Source organism: Mycobacterium sp., from assembly GCF_044223235.1.
Taxonomy (GTDB): domain Bacteria; phylum Actinomycetota; class Actinomycetes; order Mycobacteriales; family Mycobacteriaceae; genus Mycobacterium.
On sequence record NZ_JBGAME010000010.1, the window covers coordinates 16781 to 39426 of the forward strand.

Annotated in this window: 20 protein-coding genes; 4 read left to right on the forward strand and 16 right to left on the reverse strand. The window is 68.4% G+C overall.

Annotated features, from left to right (window positions below; genetic code table 11):
* Positions 1–23: 23 nt before the first annotated feature.
* Positions 24–872: a signal peptidase I gene (gene lepB, locus ADBZ6K_RS14470; RefSeq protein WP_526347786.1), complete on the reverse strand. Its 849-nt coding sequence runs from the start codon at positions 870–872 to the stop codon at positions 24–26.
* 76 nt (positions 873–948) lie between these two features.
* On the reverse strand, positions 949–1290 hold the full coding sequence (gene rplS, locus ADBZ6K_RS14475; RefSeq protein WP_526347788.1) for a 50S ribosomal protein L19: 342 nt from the start codon (positions 1288–1290) through the stop codon (positions 949–951).
* Between the two features lie 313 nt (positions 1291–1603).
* On the opposite strand from rplS, the gene ADBZ6K_RS14480 reads away from it, so the two are divergent.
* Positions 1604–2530 (forward strand): serine hydrolase, encoded by a 927-nt coding sequence (locus tag ADBZ6K_RS14480; protein WP_526347790.1) that lies wholly within the window; start codon positions 1604–1606, stop codon positions 2528–2530.
* 105 nt (positions 2531–2635) lie between these two features.
* On the opposite strand, the gene trmD is transcribed toward ADBZ6K_RS14480, so the two are convergent.
* The 4 genes from trmD to rpsP are packed head-to-tail and all read right to left on the reverse strand — an operon-like array spanning position 2636 to position 4585.
* Positions 2636–3322, reverse strand: a complete 687-nt coding sequence (gene trmD / locus ADBZ6K_RS14485; protein ID WP_526347792.1) for a tRNA (guanosine(37)-N1)-methyltransferase TrmD — start codon at positions 3320–3322, stop codon at positions 2636–2638.
* 12 nt (positions 3323–3334) lie between these two features.
* The gene (gene rimM / locus ADBZ6K_RS14490; protein ID WP_526347794.1) at positions 3335–3856 is read right to left on the reverse strand and encodes a ribosome maturation factor RimM; all 522 of its coding nucleotides are present in this window, start codon (positions 3854–3856) and stop codon (positions 3335–3337) included.
* 13 nt (positions 3857–3869) lie between these two features.
* Complete coding sequence (locus ADBZ6K_RS14495) at positions 3870–4112, reverse strand: RNA-binding protein (protein ID WP_526347796.1); 243 nt, start codon at positions 4110–4112, stop codon at positions 3870–3872.
* A gap of 8 nt (positions 4113–4120) precedes the next feature.
* Positions 4121–4585: a 30S ribosomal protein S16 gene (gene rpsP, locus ADBZ6K_RS14500; protein ID WP_526347798.1), complete on the reverse strand. Its 465-nt coding sequence runs from the start codon at positions 4583–4585 to the stop codon at positions 4121–4123.
* 280 nt (positions 4586–4865) lie between these two features.
* Between rpsP and ADBZ6K_RS14505 the strand changes: the two genes are divergently transcribed.
* Both ADBZ6K_RS14505 and ADBZ6K_RS14510 read left to right on the forward strand, forming a co-directional pair.
* On the forward strand, positions 4866–5753 hold the full coding sequence (locus ADBZ6K_RS14505) for a D-alanyl-D-alanine carboxypeptidase family protein (protein WP_526347800.1): 888 nt from the start codon (positions 4866–4868) through the stop codon (positions 5751–5753).
* A gap of 108 nt (positions 5754–5861) precedes the next feature.
* Positions 5862–6698 carry a D-alanyl-D-alanine carboxypeptidase family protein gene (locus ADBZ6K_RS14510; protein ID WP_526347802.1) on the forward strand — a complete coding sequence of 279 codons (837 nt, stop codon included), beginning with the start codon at positions 5862–5864 and terminating at the stop codon, positions 6696–6698.
* Positions 6699–6701: 3 nt separating this feature from the next.
* On the opposite strand, the gene ADBZ6K_RS14515 is transcribed toward ADBZ6K_RS14510, so the two are convergent.
* The 6 genes from ADBZ6K_RS14515 to ftsY all read right to left on the reverse strand — a co-directional run bounded on the left by ADBZ6K_RS14515 (position 6702) and on the right by ftsY (position 15460).
* Complete coding sequence (locus ADBZ6K_RS14515) at positions 6702–7781, reverse strand: amidohydrolase family protein (protein WP_526347804.1); 1080 nt, start codon at positions 7779–7781, stop codon at positions 6702–6704.
* Positions 7782–7789: 8 nt separating this feature from the next.
* Positions 7790–9388: a signal recognition particle protein gene (ffh, locus tag ADBZ6K_RS14520; protein ID WP_526347806.1), complete on the reverse strand. Its 1599-nt coding sequence runs from the start codon at positions 9386–9388 to the stop codon at positions 7790–7792.
* A gap of 64 nt (positions 9389–9452) precedes the next feature.
* Entirely contained in the window at positions 9453–11951 is a 2499-nt protein-coding gene (locus tag ADBZ6K_RS14525) for a [protein-PII] uridylyltransferase (protein ID WP_526347808.1), read from the reverse strand.
* 80 nt (positions 11952–12031) lie between these two features.
* Positions 12032–12370: a P-II family nitrogen regulator gene (locus tag ADBZ6K_RS14530; RefSeq protein WP_003893792.1), complete on the reverse strand. Its 339-nt coding sequence runs from the start codon at positions 12368–12370 to the stop codon at positions 12032–12034.
* Between the two features lie 33 nt (positions 12371–12403).
* On the reverse strand, positions 12404–13759 hold the full coding sequence (locus ADBZ6K_RS14535; protein WP_526347810.1) for an ammonium transporter: 1356 nt from the start codon (positions 13757–13759) through the stop codon (positions 12404–12406).
* Between the two features lie 198 nt (positions 13760–13957).
* Complete coding sequence (ftsY, locus tag ADBZ6K_RS14540) at positions 13958–15460, reverse strand: signal recognition particle-docking protein FtsY (RefSeq protein WP_526347812.1); 1503 nt, start codon at positions 15458–15460, stop codon at positions 13958–13960.
* Between the two features lie 67 nt (positions 15461–15527).
* On the opposite strand from ftsY, the gene fni reads away from it, so the two are divergent.
* The gene (fni, locus tag ADBZ6K_RS14545; protein WP_526347983.1) at positions 15528–16526 is read left to right on the forward strand and encodes a type 2 isopentenyl-diphosphate Delta-isomerase; all 999 of its coding nucleotides are present in this window, start codon (positions 15528–15530) and stop codon (positions 16524–16526) included.
* On the opposite strand, the gene smc is transcribed toward fni, so the two are convergent.
* The 4 genes from smc to ADBZ6K_RS14565 form a co-directional block, all read right to left on the reverse strand.
* The gene (smc, locus tag ADBZ6K_RS14550) at positions 16519–20157 is read right to left on the reverse strand and encodes a chromosome segregation protein SMC (protein WP_526347814.1); all 3639 of its coding nucleotides are present in this window, start codon (positions 20155–20157) and stop codon (positions 16519–16521) included. The genes fni and smc overlap by 8 nt on opposite strands.
* Positions 20158–20216: 59 nt before the next feature.
* Positions 20217–20477, reverse strand: a complete 261-nt coding sequence (locus ADBZ6K_RS14555) for an acylphosphatase (protein ID WP_526347985.1) — start codon at positions 20475–20477, stop codon at positions 20217–20219.
* Positions 20478–20547: 70 nt separating this feature from the next.
* Positions 20548–20964: an OsmC family protein gene (locus tag ADBZ6K_RS14560; RefSeq protein WP_526347816.1), complete on the reverse strand. Its 417-nt coding sequence runs from the start codon at positions 20962–20964 to the stop codon at positions 20548–20550.
* A 161-nt stretch (positions 20965–21125) separates the two neighbouring features.
* On the reverse strand, positions 21126–22538 hold the full coding sequence (locus tag ADBZ6K_RS14565; protein WP_526347818.1) for an HNH endonuclease signature motif containing protein: 1413 nt from the start codon (positions 22536–22538) through the stop codon (positions 21126–21128).
* Between the last annotated feature and the right edge of the window lie 108 nt (positions 22539–22646).

The following is a 22646-nucleotide window of genomic DNA, read 5'->3' on the forward strand; positions in this document are numbered from 1 at the left end:
GACCCCAGCCTCATCGGGACCTCCTATTGAGCGGTCTGCGGATTCACCGAATCGACGCCACCCCACCGCGACGGCGGCCACGCGATGAACCGAGCCTTGCCGATGACATTCTCCACCGGAACCGTGCCATTCATCGGGTCGCCGGTGCACAACAGCCCACGCTGAGCGTCTGCGGGCTGGTTCGTGCAGTGGATGCGCGAATCGGCCGAATGGGTGCGATTGTCGCCCATCATCCACAGCCGGCCCGCGGGCACCGTCACGGGACCGAACTCGTTGCCGAGGCACGGATAGATCTCAGGGTCGGCCATCATCGTCGCCGGATCCAGGTACGGCTCGTGCAGCTGCTTGCCGTCCACGGTCAACCCGGTGTCCGCCCGGCATTCGACGGTCTGCCCGCCGACCGCAATGATGCGTTTGACCAAGTCATTCTCGTCGGGCGGCACAAATCCGACGAACGAAAGCGCGTTCTGAACCCAGCGCAGTGCGGTGTTGTCGGAACGGATCGACTTGTATCCGACGTTCCACGACGGCGGCCCCTTGAAGACGACGACGTCACCGGGCTGGGGGTCGGAGAACCGGTAGGTGAGCTTGTCGACCATGATCCGGTCGCCCACACACCCGTTGCAGCCGTGCAACGTCGGCTCCATCGACTCCGAGGGGATGAGGTAGGGCCGCGCCACGAAGGTGAGCATCACGTAGTACAGGACCAGCGCGATGGCGACGAGGATCGCACCCTCACGCAAGGCGCTGTGCTTACGCTGGGGCTCCTCGGCTGGCTCCTCGGCCCGCTCGGCACCCTCGTCGGCAGTTTGGTCGGCACTGCCGCCGGCGTCGAGCGTGTTTTCGTAGGACGAGTCGGTGGAGTCGGTCACCGCATCAGAGTAGACAGCACGGCGGTCTCCGCCGCGCCGAGCGCGCCACAACTGTCAGCACCCAGCCGGGGCAGGCTCAGCGCTTCTCCTTGATCTTGGCCTTCTTGCCGCGCAGTTCGCGCAGGTAGTAGAGCTTCGCCCGACGGACATCGCCGCGGGTCAGGACGTCGATGTGGTCGATGTTGGGCGAGTGCACCGGGAACGTGCGCTCGACACCCACGCCATAGCTCTCCTTGCGCACCGTGAACGTCTCACGGATGCCGCCGCCCCGACGGCGCAGGACCACACCTTTGAAGACCTGGATGCGTTCCTTGGAGCCCTCGATGACCTTCACATGCACGTTGATGGTGTCGCCGGGGCTGAAGTCCGGGATGTCGTCGCGCAGCGACGTCTGATCGACGAAGTCCAGCGTATTCATCGGTGACACTTCCTTGCTGTTCGCGGCATCGGCCAGGCCTTCACAACACGGTGCACTGCCGAGCCGATGTAGTCGGGTACGTTCTGTGGCGCATCACGCAGCAGGCGGCGACGCCGGCCCCTGCGGACAACTGCTCAATTGTGCCAGACGGACACCGCGACCGTGAAATCGCGGACCGGTAACCCGTGCGACGTCGAGAACGACTCATTAAGCATGTACACGGGTCAAGGGCTACCCTGAATACCACGGGCGGGACCCACGGACGGGACATGAACGGTCCGTCGGATCAATCATGAATCGCCGGAGGAGACCAATGCGACGCTTGTCGTCGACGGTGGTGGCGGCCACCGCGGTCCTCAGCACCGCCACACTCGTCGTGTCCGGTTGCGAGGCCAGGGTATACGGAACGCCCCCGGACCTATCGGATGGGCCGCAGCTCACGGTGGTCGCACCGCAGGGCAGCATGGCTCCCCTGCCCGAGGCGCCGCCGGACGCACCGGCGGCGACTTTCACCGGTCTCGACGCCCGCGCCAGGCAGGCAACCGCCAATGCCGCCGCGGACGGCGCCGACATCACCGTGCTCGTCCTCGACCGCAACACCGGCCAGCGCGTGTCCAACGGCAATACCACCACCATCGCCATCGCATCGGTGGCCAAACTGTTCATCGCCGACGACCTGCTGCTGCAGGAGGCCAAGGGCCAGACGGAATTGACCCCCGCCGATCGCAAATCGCTCGACGTCATGCTGCGGTCCTCCGACGACAACGCCGCCGAGGCGTTCTGGAACCGCAGCGGTGGGGGCGCGATCATCACCCGGGTGGCCGCCCGGTACGGCCTGTCGTCGACCCGCCCGCCGGGTAACGGCCGCTGGTGGAACACCATCAGCTCGGCGGCCGACCTGGTGCGCTATTACGACATGTTGCTGAGCGGTTCGGGCGGACTTCCTCCCGAGCGGGCCAGCATCATCCTGTCCAACCTGGCGCGCTCCACACCCAACGGTATTGACGGCTATCCGCAGCGATTCGGCATCCCCGAGGGGTTGTACGCCGAACCGGTCGCCGTCAAACAGGGCTGGATGTGCTGCATCGCATCGGATTGGATGCACCTTTCCACCGGGGTGATCGGCCCGGACCGCCGGTTCATCATGGTGATCGGCTCGATGCAGCCGGCCGACGACGACACCGCCCGCCGCACGATCACCCAGGCCGTGAAGACCATGTTCCCCGGCGGGCGGATCTGAGCGCTGCGGGTTCGCCCCGCCGCTGCCCGCCGAATGTGACGCCACGGCGACTTTCTCGCGAGATCGGCGCCGTCACGTCACACTCGGCGACACCACACTGACGCGTCAGCCCAGCAGGTCGGGACGACGCTCCCTGGTGCGGCGCAGCCCCTGCTCACGCCGCCAGGCGGCCACCCTGGCATGGTCACCCGACAGCAGGACGTCGGGGACGTCGAGGCCGCGCCAGCTCGCCGGTCGGGTGTAACTCGGCCCCTCGAGCAGACCCTCGTTCGGCCCGGAGTGTGAATCATCCTGGTGGGATTGCGGATTGCCCAGCACGTCGGGCAGTAGCCGCAGCACCGCCTCGATCATCACCAGCGCCGCCGACTCCCCACCGGGCAGCACGTAGTCCCCGATCGACACCTCCTCGACACGCATCCGTCTGGCGGCGTCCTCTGCGACCCGCTGGTCGATTCCCTCGTAGCGGCCGCAGGCGAACACCAGATGCTCCTCGGCGCTCCAGCGCTGCGCCACCGCCTGGGTGAAGGACACCCCCGCAGGCGTGGGTACCACGAGAAGCGTTCGTGCAGAACAGATCTCGTCGAGCGCCTCACCCCACACCGGGGCCTTCATGACCATGCCGGGCCCCCCGCCGTACGGTGAGTCGTCGACCGAGCGGTGCACGTCGTAGGTCCAGCGTCTCAGATCGTGCACCTCGAGTGCGACGATGCCCGCGTCGATTGCCTTGCCCGGCAGCGATTGCCGGAGCGGATCCAGGTACGCGGGAAAGATGGTGACGACGTCGATGCGCATGGCTGTCGGTGATCAGCCCAGGTCCAGCAGGCCGTCGGGCGGATCGATCTCGATCGTGCTGTCGTCGAGCGACACGGCCGCGACGATGGCGCTGACGAACGGAACCAGCACCTCGCGGCCGTCCGGGGCCCGCACCGAGAGCAACTCGCCCGCGGCGGTGTGCAGCACCTCGGTCACGGTGCCTACCCCGGCGCCGTCGAGCGTGCGCACCGTCAACCCCGCCAGCTGGTGGTCGTAGTACTCGTCAGGCGCGTCGATCGGTGGCAGATCCGCCGAGTCGACCAGGAACAGTGTGCCGCGCAGGGCGTCGGCGGCTTCGCGGTCGGCCACACCGGCCAACCGCACCAGCAGCCTGCCCGCGTGCTCGCGCACCGCGTCGATGACGAACGGACGCTCGGCCCCTCCCCGCGACGGCCTGCCGCGCAGGGCCGCGCCAGGGGTGAACCGGGAGTCGGGGTCGTCGGTGCGGACCTCGACGACCACTTCACCCGTGACGCCGTGCGCCTTGACGACTCGCCCGACTACCAGGTCCATACGGCGATCGCGGCTACTGGTCGGTATCCACCACGTCGACGCGGATGCCGCGGCCGCCGATGCCTGCGACCAAGGTGCGCAGTGCGGTCGCGGTGCGTCCGCCACGGCCGATCACCTTGCCCAGGTCATCGGGGTGAACGTGCACCTCGACGGTGCGGCCGCGCCGATTCGTCACCATGTCGACCCGGACGTCCTCTGGGTTGTCCACGATTCCGCGGACCAGATGCTCGACTGCGTCGACGACAACGGATGCCACGGGTTCGCTCAGTTCTCGTCGGCGGGAGCGTCGGTGGACTCGGCGGCGGCCCCCGCGTCCTCGGTGGCCTGGTCGGCCTTCTTCGGCGCCTTCTTCTTCTTGAGCTGGGTGGCCTCACCGCCGGGAGCACCGTCGGCGGCGGCCAGCGCCGCGTTGAACAGCTCGAGCTTGCTCGGCTTGGGCTCCTTGACCTTCAGCGTGCCCTCCGCGCCCGGCAGACCCTTGAACTTCTGCCAGTCGCCGGTGATCTTGAGCAGCTTGAGGACGGGCTCGGTGGGCTGGGCGCCGACGCCGAGCCAGTACTGGGCACGCTCCGAGTCGATCTCGATGAGGCTCGGATCTTCCTTCGGGTGATAGCGGCCGATGACCTCGATGGAACGGCCGTCGCGGCGGGTGCGCGCGTCGGCGACCGCGATGCGGTACTGGGGATTGCGGATCTTGCCGAGCCGGGTGAGCTTGATCTTGACAGCCATGAATGAACTACTCCTGTGATGTCACGCGGCAATTCGGCGATCCGGGCGGATTTGCCGGGATCCGGTTTTGCCTCGCGTGGGTATGACCGCCGCGCAAGCGCCTTGGCGGAAAGCCGCAGGCGGGTCGCGTGACAGACAGCCGATCATTGTGCCAGAGCAGCCGTCACGGACAAAAATTCGCTCCGATCTCGAACCGGTCGGCGATTGCGGCGAGGCTCATCATGGGCCGATTCAACACCGCAGAGCGGCCACCCCGATTTCCGGGTTAGGCTGTCCCGCCATGGGTAGGTTCGTCACCGCCGTCGCGGTCGTCATCGCGGCCCTGTTCAGCGTCAATGCGCCGACGGCCGGGGCCGATGTGGACATGCAGGCCGACATCCAGCCGGTGGGGTCGGCACCGATCCCGGCGGGACCAGCGGAGGCCTGGATCGTCGCGGACCTGGACACCGGACAGGTGTTGGCTGGCCGCAACGAGGACACCCGCTACGCCCCGGCCAGCACGATCAAGACCCTGCTGGCGCAGGTCGTTCTCGATGAGGTGCCGCTGGAAGCCACGATCGTCGCCGGCGAGGCCGACACCAGGGTCGAGTGCAACTGCGCCGGGGTTGCGCCCGGACACACCTACACCGCGCGCCAACTGCTGGAGGCGTTGTTGCTGGTGTCGGGCAACGACGCCGCGAACACCCTGGCCCGCATGGTCGGCGGCGCCGACGCGGCGGTGATGAAGATGAACGCCAAGGCCGCGCTGCTCGGCGCCTACGGCACCAACGTCGTGACACCGTCGGGTATCGACGGACCGGGTATGCCTTTCTGGTCGACGCCGCACGATCTGGCGGTCATCTTCCGCGCGGCGATGGCCAACCCTGTGTTCGCTCAGATCACCGCAATGCCGTCGACGGTGTTCCCCACCAAAACCGGTGACCGGGTTCTGGTCAATCAGGACGAGTTGCTGTACCGCTACCCCGGGGCGATCGGCGGCAAGACGGGGTTCACCGACATCGCGCGCAAGACGTTCGTCGGCGCCGCGCAACGCGACGGCCGCCGGTTGGTGATCGCAATGATGCACGGGCTCGTCCGGGAGGGCGGCCCGACGTACTGGGATCAGGCGGCGTCGCTGCTGGACTGGGGGTTCGCCCAGAATCGCGGTGCGAGCGTCGGGGTGCTGTGACGGTGTTGTGACCTGGCACTCAAAGTTGCTCATTCGCAACGATTTCGAGACCGCCTGACGTCCTGATCGAGACACCACCGCGCGGCGGCACCGATACGCTCGGCGCCCGTGGCCGTCGTTTCCCGAAAGCTGTGCGTGGTGCTGGCCACACTGCTTGCGCTGGCGGCATCGGTGACGGCGCCCGCGGTGGCCCAGCCCGGCATGGAACCGGCGCGGGCGATTCCGGAGGGTCCGGCGCGGGCGTGGCTGGTCGCCGACATGGACAGCGGCCGCATCCTGGCCTCCCGCGATCCCTACGCCCTGTCCGCGCCTGCCAGCACCATCAAGGTGCTGCTGGCGATGGTTGTCCTCGACCAGATCAACCTCAACGCAGCGATCAGGGCGTCCCCGTCGTCCGCCAACGTCGAATGCTCGTGCGTCGGGGTCGAACCGGGCCGGATCTATACCGCGCGGCAGTTGCTCGACGGACTGCTGCTGGTCTCGGGCAACGACGCCGCGAACACGCTGGCCGACATGCTCGGCGGCCGCCCGGTCGCCGTAGCCAAGATGAACGCCAAGGCGCGCGCCGTCGGCGCCCACAGCACCCGCGCCGCCTCCCCGTCCGGGCTGGACGGGCCCGGCATGCTGTCTGCCACGACCGCCCACGATCTGGCGATGATCTTCCGCGCGGCCATGCGCTATCCGGCGTTCGCGCACATCATCCGGCAGCCGTCGGCGCTGTTCCCCGGCGATTCGGGCATGCGACAGATCACCAACCAGAACGAGCTGTTGACCCGGTATCCCGGCGCGCTCGGGGGCAAGACCGGCTTCACCAACATCGCCAGGAAGACTTTCGTCGGCGCAGCCCAGCGCAACGGCCGCCGCCTGGTGGTGGTGCAGATGTACGGCACCGGCGACATGTACGGCCAGGCGATGGGGCTGCTCGACTGGGGTTTCAGCCAGTAGCGCTCAGGCGTACACGCGCCCGCGCAGGATCACCAGGTCGGGATGCCCGGCAACGGCCGCGCCGCTGCGCGGATCCTCGGCGTAGCAGAGCAGATCGGCGGGGGCACCGTGCTGCAGTCCCGGTCGGCCCAGCCATTCGCGCGCGGCCCAGCTCGCCGCGCCGAACGCCTCCGTCGCCGTCATGCCGATGTTCTTCAGCGCGTCGATCTCGTCGGCGATGCGGCCGTGAGCGACGGTGCTGCCCGCATCGGAGCCCGCGTAGACCCTGACCCCGGCCTCCCGCGCCGCGGCGATCCGCGGGTAGCAGCTCGCGTAGAGCGCCCGCATATGCGCGGCATATGCCGGAAATCGAGCCGCGGCGTCGGCGATGCCGGGAAAGTTCTCGACGTTGATCAGTGTGGGAACCAGCGCGGTCCCGTGCGCCACCATCATGTCGATGGTGGCGTCCGTGAGGCCGCTGCCGTGCTCGATGCAGTCGATGCCCGCAGCGATGAGCCCGGGCAGCGCGTCTTCGCCGAACACATGGGCGGTGACCCGGGCACCGTTGGCGTGCGCGGCGTCGATCGCGGCGACGAGCACGTCGTCGGACCACAGCGGGGCAAGATCACCCAGGTCGCGGTCGATCCAGTCGCCCACCAGCTTCACCCAGCCGTCGCCCCACCGCGCCTGTTCGGCCACCGCCTGCGGCAGTTGCGACTCGTCGATCTCGTTCGCGAATCCCCGGACGTAGCGCATCGGGCGGGCGAGGTGGCGCCCCGCCCTGATGATGCGCGGCAGGTCCGCGCGGTCGTCGAGGCTGCGGGTGTCGGTGGGCGATCCGGCGTCACGCAGCAGCAGCGCACCGACGTCGCGATCGGTCTCCGCCTGGGCTACCGCTTCGTCCAGCGGGATCTCTCCGTGCGCACCCAGGCCGACGTGGCAGTGCGCGTCGACCAGGCCGGGCACGATCCAGCCGCCATACCCATCTGCCCCGAAGGCCGTGTCGGCGCCCGCCACCGGTTCGGCCGACAACAGGCCGTCGACGATCCACCACTGGACCGGCTCACCGTCGGGCAGGCCGCGGCCGCGCACCTGCAGAGGCATGCGGGCGACTACTTCTGACCGGGGAATTTCAGCTTCGAGAGGTCGATGTCGGCCAGCCCGGGCGGCAGTTCGTCGAGCCCCTTGGGCATATTCGACAGGTCAGGCCAACCTTTAGGTCTTCCCGCAAGCGGGTCATCCCCTTGAGGCAGACCCTGCATCCCGGCGCCCAGCGGGTTGCGCACCCTCGGCGGCGTCGGACCCTTCGCGCCCTTCTTACTACCTTTCTTGCCCTTGCCCTTGGCGGCCTTGCGGGTCGCGCTCTTGCGGCCGAAGCCGAGACCCCCGGCCATCGACGACATCATCTTGCGCGCCTCGAAGAACCGGTCGACGAGCTGATTGACCTCGGCGACCGTCACGCCGGAACCGTTGGCGATACGCAGCCGGCGCGACGCGTTGATGATCCTCGGCTCGGCCCGCTCGGCGGGAGTCATGCCGCGGATGATGGCCTGCACCCGGTCAAGCTGCTTGTCGTCGACGGCGGCCAGCGCATCCTTCATCTGGCCCGCCCCGGGCAGCATGCCGAGCAGGTTTCCGATCGGACCCATCTTGCGGATCGCCAGCATCTGCTCGAGGAAGTCCTCGAGTGTGAGCTCCCCGCTGCCGATCTTGGCAGCGGCGGCCTCGGCCTGCTGGGCGTCGAAGACCTGCTCGGCCTGCTCGATGAGGGTCAGCACGTCGCCCATGCCCAGGATGCGGCTGGCCATCCGGTCTGGATGGAAGACGTCGAAGTCGTCGAGTTTCTCGCCCGCCGACGCGAAGAGGATGGGCACCCCGGTGATCTCGCGCACCGACAACGCCGCACCGCCGCGCGCGTCGCCGTCCAGTTTGGTCAGCACGACTCCGGTGAAGCCGACGCCCTCGCGGAAGGCCTGGGCGGTGGCGACCGCGTCCTGCCCGATCATCGCGTCGAGGACGAACAGGGTCTCGTCGGGTTGCACGGCATCGCGGATGGCTGCGGCCTGCGCCATCAGCTCCTCGTCGATGCCGAGCCGGCCCGCGGTGTCGACGACGACCACGTCGAAATGCTTGGCGCGCGCCTCGGCCAGGCCGCCCGCCGCGACGGCGACGGGGTCGCCCGCCTTCATCGCCTCCAGTTCGGCGCCGCCGGGTGACACGCCCGGATGCGGCGCGAAGACCTGCACGCCCGCGCGTTCGCCGACGATCTGCAGCTGGTTGACCGCGCCGGGGCGCTGCAGGTCGCAAGCCACCAGCAGTGGTGTATGCCCTTGTCCCTTAAGCCATTTCGCGAGTTTTCCGGCGAGCGTGGTCTTACCGGAGCCCTGCAGGCCGGCCAGCATGATCACGGTGGGCGGCGACTTGGCGAACGTCAGCGGCCGGGTCTGGCCGCCGAGGATGCCGACGAGTTCCTCGTTGACGATCTTGACGACCTGCTGCGCGGGGTTGAGCGCGCCCGAAACCTCCGCACCTCTGGCACGTTCCTTGATGCGATTGACGAACGCTCGCACCACGGGCAACGCGACGTCGGCCTCCAGCAGCGCCAGCCGGATCTCGCGCGCGGTCGCGTCGATGTCGGCGTCGGTCAGCCGCCCCTTGCCGCGCAGGCCCTGCAGGGCGCCGGTCAGCCGGTCAGACAGGGATTCAAACACGGTGGCCAGCTTATCTAACCGCGGTGCGTCAGGTTCACCTCGCGGACCGCCCAGGTCACGGACGTCAGCCGACCTGTTCGGTCCGCTTCTCCCGCGCCGGCGCGGGCAGCACCTGGTACAGGGCCCGCTCGATCTCCTCACGCACTCCGGCATAGTCGGGCGGATCCCCTGGCACCTGCGAGGGCGCCACGATGCAGAACACGTCGACGACCGACGAACCGAGCGTGCTGACCTTCGCCCAGGCGATGTCGACGCCGTCGCGTTCGAAGACATCGGTGAGCCGCGCGAGCAACCCTGCCCGGTCGACGGTGCGGATCTGCACCAGCATCTCGCCCGGGGAGGAGGCGTCGTACCACAGCACCCGCGGCGGCGCGGGCACCTGGCTGATCGGAACGGACGCGGGGATGTCTCCGGCCCGGCCGACGCCATGCTGCGCCGCGTCGCGTTCCCGGCGTTCCAGCGCGTCGATCACGTCGAGCTCGCCATCCAGCGCGAGAATGAACTGCTGACGCAAGAGTTCCGCCGCCGCTGGCGACCCGAAACGGGGCGATACCACGAACGTGTTGATGGCCGTGCCCTCGTGGCTGTTCACCGACGCCGAATGCACGCGCAGCGAGTTCAGGGCCAGCACTCCGGCGGCCTTGGACAACAGACCGCGGCGGTCGGGGGCGATCATCGTCACGTTGAAGATGTGCGGGCTGTCACCGGCCGTCAGGCCGACGTGCACACCACCCTGTTGGGCGAGTGAAAGATGTTGCGGTTCAATCGGATCAGGACGCGGCAGCGACTCGCCCGCCATCACCATCCGACAGCGCCGCACCAGATCGCCGATGAGCGAGGCCTTCCAGTCACCCCATACGCCGGGTCCGGTCGCCCGCGAATCGGCCTCGGCGAGTGCATGCAAGACCTCCAGCAACACCGGGTCGCCGCCGAGCGCATCGACGACGGCTTCGATGGTTCTGGGGTCCTGCAGATCTCGCCGGGTCGCGGTCTCTGGAAGCAGCAGGTGGTAACGCACGATCTTGGACAGCACCTCGACGTCGGCGGGCCACAGGCCCAGCCGGGTGCCGATCTGGGTGGCCAGTTCGGCGCCGATGACACTGTGGTCGCCGCCGCGTCCCTTGCCGATGTCGTGGCACAGTGCACCGAGCAGCAGCAGGTCGGGCCGGGATACCCGGGTGGTGAACGCGCTGATTCGCGAGACGGTCTCCACCAGGTGGCGATCCACCGTCCAGATGTGCACGACGTCGCGGGGCGGCAGGTCACGCACGGCACCCCATTCCGGAAAGAGCCTGCCCCACAACCCGGTTCGATCGAGCGCCTCGATGGTGTCCACTGCGGGCGGGCCCGCGGCGAGCATCACGAGCAGGTCCTTGAGCGCGGGGCGCGGCCACGGGGTGCGCAGTTCGGGCGCGGTCTCGACCAATCGGCTCAGGGTCGACACCGCCATGGGCAGTCCGGTCGTCGCCGATGCCGCTGCGACCCGCAGGATCAGACCGGGGTCACGCTCGGGCCGCGCATCGCGCGCCAGGATCACTTCACCGCCGTACTCGATGACGCCCTCGTCGAGCGGCCTGCGCACCGGGCGACGCAGGGCCGCGATGCCCCGACGGGGTAACGCGTTGGCCGCGGTGCGAAGTCCGGCGTCGACGTAGAAGGTGACGGTGCGGGCCGCGTCGCTGAGCGTGCGGGCCAGATCGAATCGGTCGCCGATGCGCAGCGCCGCGCCGATCTCGTCGGCGTGCTGCGCGAGCAATAGTTGTCGCCCGCGGCGCGACACCCGGTGCAGTTCGGTGCGCACGTTGAGCAACGCGAGGTGCGCACCTGCCAGCGTTCCCGTCGGCGATGCGAGCGCCTGGCTCGGATAGACGTCGGCCAATTGTGCGATGGCAAGCGCATTGAGCAGCTGGACGTCGCGCAGCCCGCCCCTTCCGCACTTGAGGTCCGGTTCGGCGCGATGCGCGATCTCGCCACTGCGCTGCCAGCGCGCACGGGCGTGCTCGACGAGTTCGTCGAAACGCGAAGCGATCCCGGTGCGCCACTGCCTGCGGGCGCCGCCGACGAGCAGCGACGAGAGATCCTCGTCGCCTGCGATGTGCCTCGCTTCGAGCATCGCCAGCCCCGCCGAGATGTCGGCACCGGCGACCCGGATCGCCTCGGGTACCGTACGCACGCTGTGGTCGAGCCGAATGTTGGCGTCCCACAGCGGATACCACAGCATCTCGGCGACACGGCCGACGATGTCGTCGGGCATGTTGTCGTGCAACAGCATCAGGTCGAGGTCGGAGTACGGCAGCAGCTCACGACGTCCGAGGCCGCCGGTGGCGACAATGGCGAAGCCGCTCGTCGCCGTGATCCCGATCTCGGCCGCCTTTGCGGTGAGCCAGAATTCGTGCAGATCGAGCAGTGCGTCGCGCAGTGAGGCCGAATCGAGCTGACGCGCGCGACCGCTGAGCAGTTGTTCGGCGGCCGCGACAAGGTCGGTGGCGGGACGCGGCGAGCCCGCCCCCGGAGCCTCCCAACGGGAGACACCGGCGGCGGGCTCGTAATTCTGTTCTGTCATCGCCAGTCCTCCCCCGGCCGTACCTCATCAACGTTCACACGCTGCACGTCCGGGAGACGGCGGCTCAGATCACCGATGGGTCAGAGGGCGTCAGCCCCCCGTTCACCCGTGCGTACCCGGACCACGGTTTCGACAGGGCTCACCCACACCTTGCCGTCGCCGATCTTCCCCGTCCTGGCCGCCTGCACAATGACATCCACGACTTTGTCGACCGCCGAATCATCGACGACAACCTCGACACGGACCTTGGGCACGAAGTCGACGGAGTACTCGGCGCCGCGGTAGACCTCGGTGTGGCCCTTCTGCCGTCCGTAGCCCTGCACCTCGCTGACGGTCATACCGAGGATGCCCGTCTGCTCGAGGCCGGTCTTGACGTCTTCGAGCGTGAACGGCTTGACGATCGCAGTGATCAGCTTCATATAGTCGATCCCTTCCAAGTCAATTGTTCCCGATCAGACAAGTTCGTAAGCCGTTTCCGCATGTTCCTTCTCGTCAATGCCGACTTCTTCGTCCTCTTCGGCGACCCGCCAGCCCAGCGGCTTGACCATGTACGCGATGATCACAGTCATGATTGCGGTGAATCCAACCGCGATCAATGCGATTACGCACTGCACGACGAGTTGCTTGATCCCGCCGCCATAGAAAAGACCGGTCTCGGTGGCGAGGAAGCCGATGCCGACCGTGCCCCACAGCCCGGAAACCAGGTGTACGCCAACAACATCGAGCGAATCGTCGTAGCCGAACTTGTACTTCAGTCCGATGGCAAGTGCGGAGAGGATGCCCGCCACGGCGCCCAGGATCAGCGACCCGATGGCCGACAGGGCACCACAGGCTGGTGTGATCGCGACCAGGCCGGCGACGATGCCCGAAGCCGCTCCAACGCTCGTCGCGTGGCCGTCGCGGATGCGCTCCACGGCCAGCCACGCCATCATCGCCGCGGCTGTCGCAGCGGTGGTGTTGACCCAGACCGAACCAGCCAGCATGTCCGCCGCGCCTTCGGAACCGACGTTGAAGCCGAACCAGCCGAACCACAGGATCGCCGCGCCGAGCATGACGAACGGGATGTTGTGCGGACGATAGGCTGTCTTGCCGAAGCCGAGGCGCTTGCCGAGCAGAATGGCGAGCACGAACGCAGCCATGCCGGCGTTGATGTGAACCACCGTGCCGCCCGCGAAGTCGATGGGAGCGACGTTGGCCGCGCCCGCCTCTTCGTCATAACCGAACAGCCATGACGCGACGCTGGTCTGGGCGCCCGACAGCAGTCCGCCGCCCCAGACCATATGTGCCAGCGGGAAGTACACCAAAGTGACCCAGATGCCGCCGAACAGCAGCCAGGTACCGAACTTCATCCGCTCCGCGACCGCACCACTGATCAGCGCGACCGTGATCACGGCGAAGGTGAGCTGGAAGGCCACCCAGACGATCGCCGGAACCGTTCCGAAGCCGCCAGATACGAACGTGTCCACCCCGTCGAGCTCCCGGACCTCGGTCAACTGGCTCACGCCGAACAGCGAAAACGGGTTGTCGAAGAGGCCGAGGATATCGGGCTGCCCGGTGTGCGCCGAGGCGAACGACATCGAATAGCCCCACAACACGTAGATGATGCTCACGATCCCGATCGAGCCGAACGACATCATCATCATGTTGAGCACGGACTTCTGCCGCGACAGGCCGCCGTAGAAGAACGCAAGGCCCGGCGTCATGAACAGAACCAGCGCGGACGAGGTGAGTACCCACGCCGTGTCGCCCGCGCTCAGACCGTCGGGCCCGAACGGCAGGAAGGCATCGTCAGGTAAGGCTAAGACCACTTTGTGTGAACCTCCTTGGGAAGTGCGCCGACAGGATCGGCATCAGGAAGAGATTCGACGGCGGTGGTTTCAGCAGTGATTCTGTTGTGTTTCTGCCACGTGAACGGACGTCTGTGAGCGGTTACGCTCGTGTTTCACCTTGCAAGGATCGCGAACTCGGTCATTTCGTGACAGACTGGGTGGCCCCGAATTTGCCTTCTACCCGAGTAGCGCATCGACGAAGGCCGCCGCTTCGAACGGCGCCAGGTCGTCCGGACCCTCCCCAAGCCCCACGAGTTTGACCGGTACACCCAGCTCCTGCTGCACGCGGAAGACGATGCCGCCCTTGGCAGTACCGTCCAGTTTGGTGAGCGCAACCCCTGTGATGTCGACGACGTCAGCAAACACTCGCGCCTGCGCCAGACCGTTCTGGCCGATCGTCGCATCGAGCACCAACAACACCTCGTCGACGACCGCTCTGCGGCTGACCACCCGCTTGACCTTGCCGAGTTCGTCCATCAGACCGGTCTTGGTGTGCAGACGCCCGGCAGTGTCGATGACCACCACGTCGGCGCCCGTCTCGATGCCTTCTTCGACGGCGTCGAAAGCCACCGAGGCGGGATCGGCGCCCTCGTTGCCGCGGACCACCTGCGCGCCGACCCGGGACGCCCAGGTCTGCAGCTGGTCGGCCGCCGCAGCCCGGAAGGTGTCGGCGGCCCCGAGAACGACGCGGCGTCCGTCGGCGACGAGCACACGCGCCAGCTTGCCGACCGTCGTCGTCTTGCCGGTGCCGTTCACACCGACAACCAGCAGCACCGACGGCTTGTCGGCATGTGGCAGCGCCTTGATCGAACGGTCCAGATCGGGTTGCAGTTCGGAGATCAGCACCTGCCGAAGCACGGCGCGCGCGTCGGCCTCGGTGCGCACATTGGCGCTGGCCATTCGGGAGCGCAGCGCCGTGACGATGGATTCGGTGACGACGGGTCCGAGGTCGGCGATGAGCAGCGTGTCCTCGACCTCCTCCCACGCCTCCTCGTCGAGGTCGCCTCCGCCGAGCAGGCCGAGCATGCTGCGGCCCATGGTGTTTTGCGACTTGGCGAGCCGGCCCCGAAGCCTCCCGAGCCTGCCTTCCGTCGGCGCAATCGAGGAGAGGTCGGGCGCAGCCGGGGCGGGCGGAGCGGTGGGTGCAGGCGGAGCGGCGGGTGCGGCGGGTGCGGCGGGTGCGGCGGGTGCGGGTGGAGCCGCCGGCCCGGGTGGCGCGATCGTCTCGGGCGCCTCGGGAGGTGCTACCGGTTCGGCGGGGGCGGGCGGGGCGGCAGCGCCGTTGGTCGGCGCCACCGTCGGCTTTGTCGGCTCCGCCGTCGGCTGTGTCGGCGCCGCCGTGGGTTCGGGCAGCTGGACATCGGCGATCGACCGCTTCGGCGCGTCGCGCGGGATCGTCGCATCGTCGCCCACCGCGGGAAGTCCGCCGGTGTCGATGCGCTCCCCCGCGGGAGGCCGCTCCCGGGTCGGCGGGGGCGCATCCTCCACCGCCGTCGGGGCCGATTGACTGAACGTGATGCCCGATGAAGCCGTATAGCCACCGGAGCGGTCCACGGGTGTGGCAGTCTCTGGTGCTGAAAAACTGATCCGACGGCGCCGGTATCGCACCAGGCCGACGATCAGTACGGCTACGAGCAGAACGGCGATAACCGCGATTGCGATCCACAGACCTTCCGACACCGTGCCATTGTCGCAGGAGGGTCGTCCGGTGACGATCGAGCCCGGTGACGATGGGGCCGGCCTGCAGATGCGCAAGCGCCGCCACATCGACGTCTGCCTGAATCAGCCCGTGGACTATCAGACGCAGACCACCGGTCTGGATCGCTACCGGCTGCCGTACAACGCCCTCACCCAGACCAACCTGGGCTGCATCGATCTGGGCACCGAATTCCTCGGGAAGCGGTTGCGGGCGCCCGTGCTGATCGGTGCGATGACCGGCGGCGCGGACCTGTCCAGGACCATCAACCGCAACCTGGCGTCGGCGGCCGAACAGCTGGGCCTGGGCATGGCGCTGGGCTCACAGCGCATCATGCTGAGCGACGATCTCGCCGCCGCGAGCTTCCAGGTTCGCGACGTCGCGCCGGACACCCTCTTGATCGGCAACATCGGGCTGGCCCAGCTCGACCGTCAGATGATCCCCGACCTCGTCTCCGCGCTGGACCGGGTCGGCGCCGACGCGATCGGGGTGCATACCAACCCGCTGCAGGAGGCCATGCAGCACGAGGGTGACACCGACTTCTCCGGCTCGATCGCGCGACTGCGCGAAATGGCGGGGTCGATCGGCTACCCGGTGCTGCTGAAGGAGGTCGGTCACGGCATCGGTGCGACCGCCGCCGCCGAGCTGCTCGACTGCCCGATCGCCGCCGTCGACGTCGCGGGCGCCGGCGGCACGTCGTGGGCACGGGTCGAACAGTTCGTCCGTTACGGGGAGATCCGCTACCCGTCACTGGCCGAATGGGGCATCCCGACCGCGCAGGCGCTGCTCGAGGTGCGGCACATGCTGCCCGATATGGCGATCGTCGCCTCGGGCGGCATCCGGACCGGGATGGATGCGGCCAAGGTCATCGCGATGGGCGCCGACATGGTGGCGATCGCCCGCCCGCTGCTGGCCCCGGCGATCGAATCATCCTCGGCCGTGGTGGACTGGCTCGAGCGATTCATCGACGAATTGCGCATCTGCCTGCACGGATGCGGCGCGGCCGACCTCGGCGCTTTGCGCAGGCGCGGCGTGACCGAGCTCAGCTGACGACGCCCGCGGTGACCACCGCGGAGCGATCGTCCGCATCGGCCACCGGTGCGCCGGGAACCAGCTCCTGGCCGCGCATGCGCTGTGAGATCACCGTGGTGATGCCGTCGTCGCGCATCGTCACGCCGTACAGCGCGTCGGCCACCTCCATCGTCGGCTTCTGATGGGTGATGACGATGAGCTGCGAACGCTCCCGGAGCCGTTCGAACAGTCCGATCAGGCGGCGCAGGTTGACGTCGTCGAGCGCCGCCTCCACCTCGTCCATCACGTAGAACGGCGATGGCCGGGCGCGGAAGATCGCAACCAGCATGGCGACGGCAGTCAAGGACTTCTCCCCGCCGGACAGCAGCGACAGCCGCTTGATCTTCTTGCCGGGCGGACGGGCCTCGACGTCGATGCCGGTGGTCAGCATGTTGTCGGGGTCGGTGAGCAGCAGCCGGCCCTCCCCGCCGGGGAACAACGCGCCGAATACATCACGGAACTCACGCTCCACGTCGGCGTAGGCCTCGGCGAACACCTGAAGGATCCTGGCGTCCACCTCGGCCACGACGTCCAGCAGATCCTTGCGGGCCGCCTTGACGTCCTCCAGCTGCGTGGACAGGAAGTTGTAGCGTTCCTCCAGAGCGGCGAACTCCTCCAGAGCCAGCGGATTCACCCGGCCGAGCTCGGCCAGCTGCCGCTCGGCACGCTTGGCCCTGCGTTCCTGGGTGGGGCGGTCGAACGGCATCGGGGCGGGCGCGGTTACCTGCTCACCGCGTTCGCGGGCCTGTTCGAACTCGGCCATCTCCAGCTCAGAGGGGGGCAAACCGACCTGTGGGCCGTACTCGGCGATCAGATCGGCCACCGCCATCCCGAACTGGTCGAGCACCTGCTGCTCGAGTTGTTCGATACGCAGCGCCGCCTGCGCTTTGGCGACCTCATCGCGGTGCAGCGCGTCGGTGAGGGTGTTGAGCCTGGCGCCCAGCTCGGCAACGTCCTTGCGCGCCTCTGCCAGCGCGGTCGCGCGCCGCTGACGCTCCGACGACAGCGCGTCGCGGTCACGGGACGCCCGCGCCACCACCGAATTCAGACGCTCCGCCACCAGGCGGCCCGACTCCGACACCGCGGCCGCCACCGCGGCGGCATATTCGCGGGCCTCCCTGGCGCGGACGGCGCGCAGTCGGGCCTCGCGTTCGGCGGCAGCCGCCCTGCGCAGCGAATCCGCCTGCCCGCGAACGGCATTGGCGCGTTCTTCCGCTGTCCGCACGGCGAGCCTGGCGTCGACCTCCACCGCACGTGCGGCTTCGGCCGCCGCGATGGACGTCTGCCGGTCGACGGGCTGCGACTCGGAGACCGGCACCTGCTGGGCGTTGTGCAGCCGCTGCTCGAGTTCGGCCAGCTCCTCGACGGTGCGGACACGCCCGGACTCCAGCTCGCCGCGCTGCTTCATCAATCGCCGGAAGTCGTTGTCCGCGGCTCTCGCACCCTGCCCGAGTCGCCCGAGTTGCTCGTAGATGGCGGAAATCGTCGCATCGGATTCGTTGAGCGCGGCCAGCGCGTGCTCGGCGGAGTCCTGCCGTGCGGATTGCTCCGCAAGGGCGCCCGACAGCGCAGCCGTCAACTCGTGCAGGTGCCGCTCGGTGGCCTCCAGCTCGGCGCGGGCCCTGTCGATCTCTGAGGTGATCTCCAGCGTGCTGGGCTTTCGGTCAGAGCCGCCGGAGACCCACCCCGCGCCGACGAGGTCACCATCGGCGGTCACGGCGCGCAACCGGGGACGGCCCGCGACCAGCTCGAGCGCGACCGACAGGCCGCCGACCACCGCGACGCCGGAAAGCATGGCCGTGATCGCTCCGCGCAGACGCGGGGGCGTGTCGACCACATCGATCGCCCACACCGCACCGTCGGGCAAGGGATCCGCGGGCGTGTGCTGCTCGGCCGGCCAGTCCCCGAGCACGATCGCCGCACGACCGCCGTCGGACTGCTTCAACGCCGCCACCGCCGAGTGCGCCGCCCCGAGATCCTCGGCGGCCACGGCGTCCGCGGCGGCACCGAGCACCGCGGCCACCGCCGCCTCATAGCCGGGCCGGACCTTGAGCAGCTCGGCAACCGAGCCGAAAAGCCCTGTGCCGCTGTGGTTCTTCTGCAACCACGCGGCGCCGTCCTTGCGGTCAAGGCTCACCGAGAGGGCATCGATCCTGGCGCGAAGGGAGGCGATCTGGCGTTCGGCGCCACGTTCGGCCGCCTGCAGTTCGGCGACACGTTCGTCGACGAGACGCAGCGCGGTCACCGTCCGGTCGTGGTGCTCGTCGAGTCCGATCTCCCCGGCGTCGAGTTCCCCGACGCGGCCCTGAACGGTCTCAAACTCCGCCTGGGCGTACTGAGCCTTGGCCGCGGCCTCCTCGATACCGGCAGTGAGGCGCGCGACGGTCTCGTCGATCGACTCCACGCGGGTGCGAATGGTGTCGACCTGTCCGGACAGCCGGGCCAGGCCCTCGCGGCGATCCGCCTCGGCCCGCACCGCGGCAAGATGCGCGCGCTCGGCCTCCGCCGCCGCCCGTTCCCGTTCGGCGAGTTCGTCCCTGGCGGCCTCGAGCCGGGCCTGGCACTCGGCCAGCTCGGCGAGCAGTTCCGCTTCGCGGGCCGCGACCTCGTCGGCCTGAGCATCGAGCGCGTCGGGGTCGGGACCAGTCGACGTCTCCGGCTCGGCGTCGAGCAGGTGGGCCCGCTCACTGGCGATACGCACGGTCGCGCCGACGCGTTCGGCCAGCGCCGACAACCGGAACCAGGTCTGTTGTGCCAGGTCGGCCCGCTCGCTGAGGCTGGAGACCGCCGATTCGTGGCCCGCGAGGGCGTCATTGGCCTGCGTCATCCGCGCGGCGACGTCGTCGTGTTCGCGCCGCAGCGCGAACTCGGCCTGATTGGTGTTGTCGAACTCTGCCTGCCTGGTCACCAGGTCGTCGGCGGCGAGGCGCAACCGGGCGTCGCGCAGGTCGGCCTGGATGGTCTGCGCGCGCCGCGCGACCTCCGCCTGACGGCCGAGCGGTTTGAGCTGACGGCGCAATTCTGTGGTGAGGTCGGTCAGCCTCGCAAGGTTGGCCGACATCGCGTCGAGCTTGCGGACCGCCTTCTCCTTGCGCTTGCGGTGCTTGAGCACACCGGCAGCCTCTTCGATGAAGGCGCGCCGCTCCTCGGGCCGCGATTCCAGGATCTCCGCGAGCTTGCCCTGACCGACGATGACGTGCATTTCGCGGCCGATGCCCGAGTCGCTGAGCAGCTCCTGCACATCCATCAGCCGGCAGCTGCTCCCGTTGATCTCATACTCGCCTGCACCGTCGCGGAACATCCGGCGGGTGATGGACACCTCGGAGTATTCGATCGGTAGCGCATTGTCGGAGTTGTCGATTGTCAGGGTCACTTCGGCACGGCCCAGCGGGGCACGCGACGACGTGCCCGCGAAGATGACGTCCTCCATCTTGCCGCCGCGAAGCGTCTTGGCGCCCTGTTCGCCCATCACCCACGTCAGCGCGTCAACCACGTTCGACTTGCCCGACCCGTTGGGGCCGACGACGCAGGTGATGCCGGGTTCGAAACGCAGAGTCGTCGGCGAGGCGAAGGACTTGAAGCCCTTCAGCGTCAGACTCTTGAGGTGCACGACGTGCCACACTACCGGCGGGTGGCGACGTCATCGCGGAGCCTCTCCGGCAGAGACGGCTATCGCCCGTCGAAACCTTTGAACGGTTCGCCGGGTTCTGACCAGTCGACGATCACCTTGTCCACCGAGCCGGGTGTCCGCCCGCCTCGTAGCAGGTCAAGTAGTTGCTCGCAGGCGTGTCGGGGACCCTGCGCGACGACCTGGACGCGGCCGTCGGGCCGATTGGAGGCAAACCCGGTCAGCCCGAGCTCCAGGGCCCGCGAACGCGTCCACCACCGGAATCCGACGCCCTGGACGTAGCCGTGCACCCAGGCCGTCAGCCGGACGTCACTACCCGATGCTCTTCGCGCAAGCGGCTCATCGCTGCCTGATGCTCTTCGCGCAAGCGGCTCATCGCTGCCCAATGTCAATCACCTCGAACGTCACCTTCGTGCCTGATTTCAGCGTACGACCGACCGTGCACACCTGGTCGACGGCTCGCTCGACAACGGTGAGCAGCCGGGCGACCTCATCGTCGGTGAGCCCGGACAGGTCGATCTCCAGCTTCTCCTCCAACAGCGGATAGCGTTCCTGGTCCCGGTCCGCGGGTCCGGACACTTTGATGGTTGTCCGATAGTCGTCACCGAGACGCCGACGCAACGGGGCGTCGCTGGCCATTCCGCTGCATGCCCCCAGCGCGATCTTCATCAGCTCGCCCGGCGTGAACACGCCGTCGACGTCCTCGGAGCCGACGAACACCTCGGCGCCTCGCGAGCTGCGCCCGGTATAGCGGCGCACCCCCGTGCGTTCGACCCACAGATCCGTCATGGCCTACTTCCTACCTTCCGCCGATATGGCTTTGCCGATGATCAACTGCCCAGGCTAACGACTGGAACACCGCCTCGCGGCGGCCCGCGGCCGCGGCCGCGGGTGATCGTGGTGCAGCGTGGTGCCCGCGGCCGCGGGTGATCGTCGTGCGCGGTATATGGTCACCCGCCGTCCTTCTCGTCCTGGGTGTCGGGGTTGAGGAGGCGTTCGGGGTGGTGTAGGTGGTTGACGCGATGTTGGCCGGTGTCGAGGTGGGGTGGGGGAATCCATTCGATGTGGCCGTCGGGGCGGGTTCGGGTGTGCCATTCGGTGGTTTCGATGAGGCGGTTGTCGGGGCCGCAGGCCAGGCTGAGTTCGTCGATGTTGGTTTGCCCCTGGGCGGCCCAGCCGTTGACGTGGTGGACTTGGCAGTAGTAGCCACCGGTGGTACAGCCCGGGTTGGTACAGCCACGATCTCGCGCGTGCAGCACGATGCGCTGTCCGGCCGACGCCAGTCGTTTGCTTCGGCCGAGGTAGAGCGGGATCTGGCGGTGAGCGTCGAATACGACCAGGTAGTGATACGAGTGGCTGGCCAGCCGCAGCACATCGCGCATGGGTAGCAGGGTGCCTGCGCCGGTGAGGGCGTAGCCGGTCACGCCGGCCGGGCGCAGCGCCCCGCTGGCCGCTGATTCCAGCTCCTTGAGGGTGGTGGCGACGATGATGGTGGCGGGCAGCCCGTTGAGCTGACCCAGCGCGCCCGAGGCGAGCAGGGCGCGACCCATCGCGGTCAGGGCGTCGTGGTTGCGTTGGCCCGCGGTGCGAGTGTCACGGTGGGTCTGCTCGGGTGAGGGGTGACTGTCCACGGCAGGGGTGGGGTCGTCGGGGTTCGCCATGCCGGGGGCGGCCAGTGTGGCCAGAACCGCTTCCAGAGTTGCCCGCGCCTGGGGATCGAGCAGCGCGGTCAGTTTGCTCATGCCGTCGGCGTCTTGACGGTGCAGGGTCAGGAAGCGACGCCGTGCCCGGTCGGTGTCGTCAGGCAGGGCGCCGTCGGGGTCGAGCAGCGCCGAAAGCAGGTCGGCGGCCTTGCGGAGTCCTTCGGGACGCTGCCCAGCCGCCACGCAAGCCAGGTTGGCCTCTGCGGCGGTGCGGGTGTCGTGATCGACCGCAGCGGGCAGATCGGTGAAGAACTTACGGATGATCGCCACATGCTCCGCGTTGAGCCGGCCGGCGGCCTGCGCGGCGGCGGTGCGGGTCAACACCGGCTCCAACGGCTGCCCGGTGATCGCGCGCCGAGGCCCCAGATCCTCCGCGTCCCCCAACCGCCGACCCGCCTCGCGCGACGATATCCGCAGCCGCTCGGCCAGCACCTGGGTCACGTTCTTGGCGCCCAAAGCGATCGGAGAGGCATGGCCCCGCAGCCGGGCCAGCAGCGGGTGTTCCACCGCGGGCAGCCGCCGGCGCAGCACCTCGAGATCCTCCAGTGTGCCCAGCACCTGCGCGTCGGTCAGCGTTTCAGGATCCAGGACCGCCAGGGTTTCCAGCCCGGCGCGCAGCTGCGCCACCGCGGCGTTGGCAGCATCCCGACCCGATCTCATACTCGAACACTAGTTCGAAGGTCCGACAATTACGGAACCACGCAAGCGACCACGGCCACAAGACGAATCATCACCCGCCGAGCGTGCGCATTGGTACGCCACTACCGG

What these genes read in the sequence shown, in the direction of transcription:
- rplS (WP_526347788.1), bottom strand. Translation starts at nt 1,290, where the DNA reads ATGAATACGCTGGACTTCGTCGATCAGACGTCGCTGCGCGACGACATC.
- ADBZ6K_RS14480 (WP_526347790.1), top strand. Translation starts at nt 1,604, where the DNA reads ATGCGACGCTTGTCGTCGACGGTGGTGGCGGCCACCGCGGTCCTCAGC.
- trmD (WP_526347792.1), bottom strand. Translation starts at nt 3,322, where the DNA reads ATGCGCATCGACGTCGTCACCATCTTTCCCGCGTACCTGGATCCGCTC.
- rimM (WP_526347794.1), bottom strand. Translation starts at nt 3,856, where the DNA reads ATGGACCTGGTAGTCGGGCGAGTCGTCAAGGCGCACGGCGTCACGGGT.
- rpsP (WP_526347798.1), bottom strand. Translation starts at nt 4,585, where the DNA reads ATGGCTGTCAAGATCAAGCTCACCCGGCTCGGCAAGATCCGCAATCCC.
- ADBZ6K_RS14505 (WP_526347800.1), top strand. Translation starts at nt 4,866, where the DNA reads ATGGGTAGGTTCGTCACCGCCGTCGCGGTCGTCATCGCGGCCCTGTTC.
- ADBZ6K_RS14515 (WP_526347804.1), bottom strand. Translation starts at nt 7,781, where the DNA reads ATGCCTCTGCAGGTGCGCGGCCGCGGCCTGCCCGACGGTGAGCCGGTC.
- ADBZ6K_RS14525 (WP_526347808.1), bottom strand. Translation starts at nt 11,951, where the DNA reads ATGACAGAACAGAATTACGAGCCCGCCGCCGGTGTCTCCCGTTGGGAG.
- ADBZ6K_RS14530 (WP_003893792.1), bottom strand. Translation starts at nt 12,370, where the DNA reads ATGAAGCTGATCACTGCGATCGTCAAGCCGTTCACGCTCGAAGACGTC.
- fni (WP_526347983.1), top strand. Translation starts at nt 15,528, where the DNA reads ATGCGCAAGCGCCGCCACATCGACGTCTGCCTGAATCAGCCCGTGGAC.
- ADBZ6K_RS14560 (WP_526347816.1), bottom strand. Translation starts at nt 20,964, where the DNA reads ATGACGGATCTGTGGGTCGAACGCACGGGGGTGCGCCGCTATACCGGG.
- ADBZ6K_RS14565 (WP_526347818.1), bottom strand. Translation starts at nt 22,538, where the DNA reads ATGAGATCGGGTCGGGATGCTGCCAACGCCGCGGTGGCGCAGCTGCGC.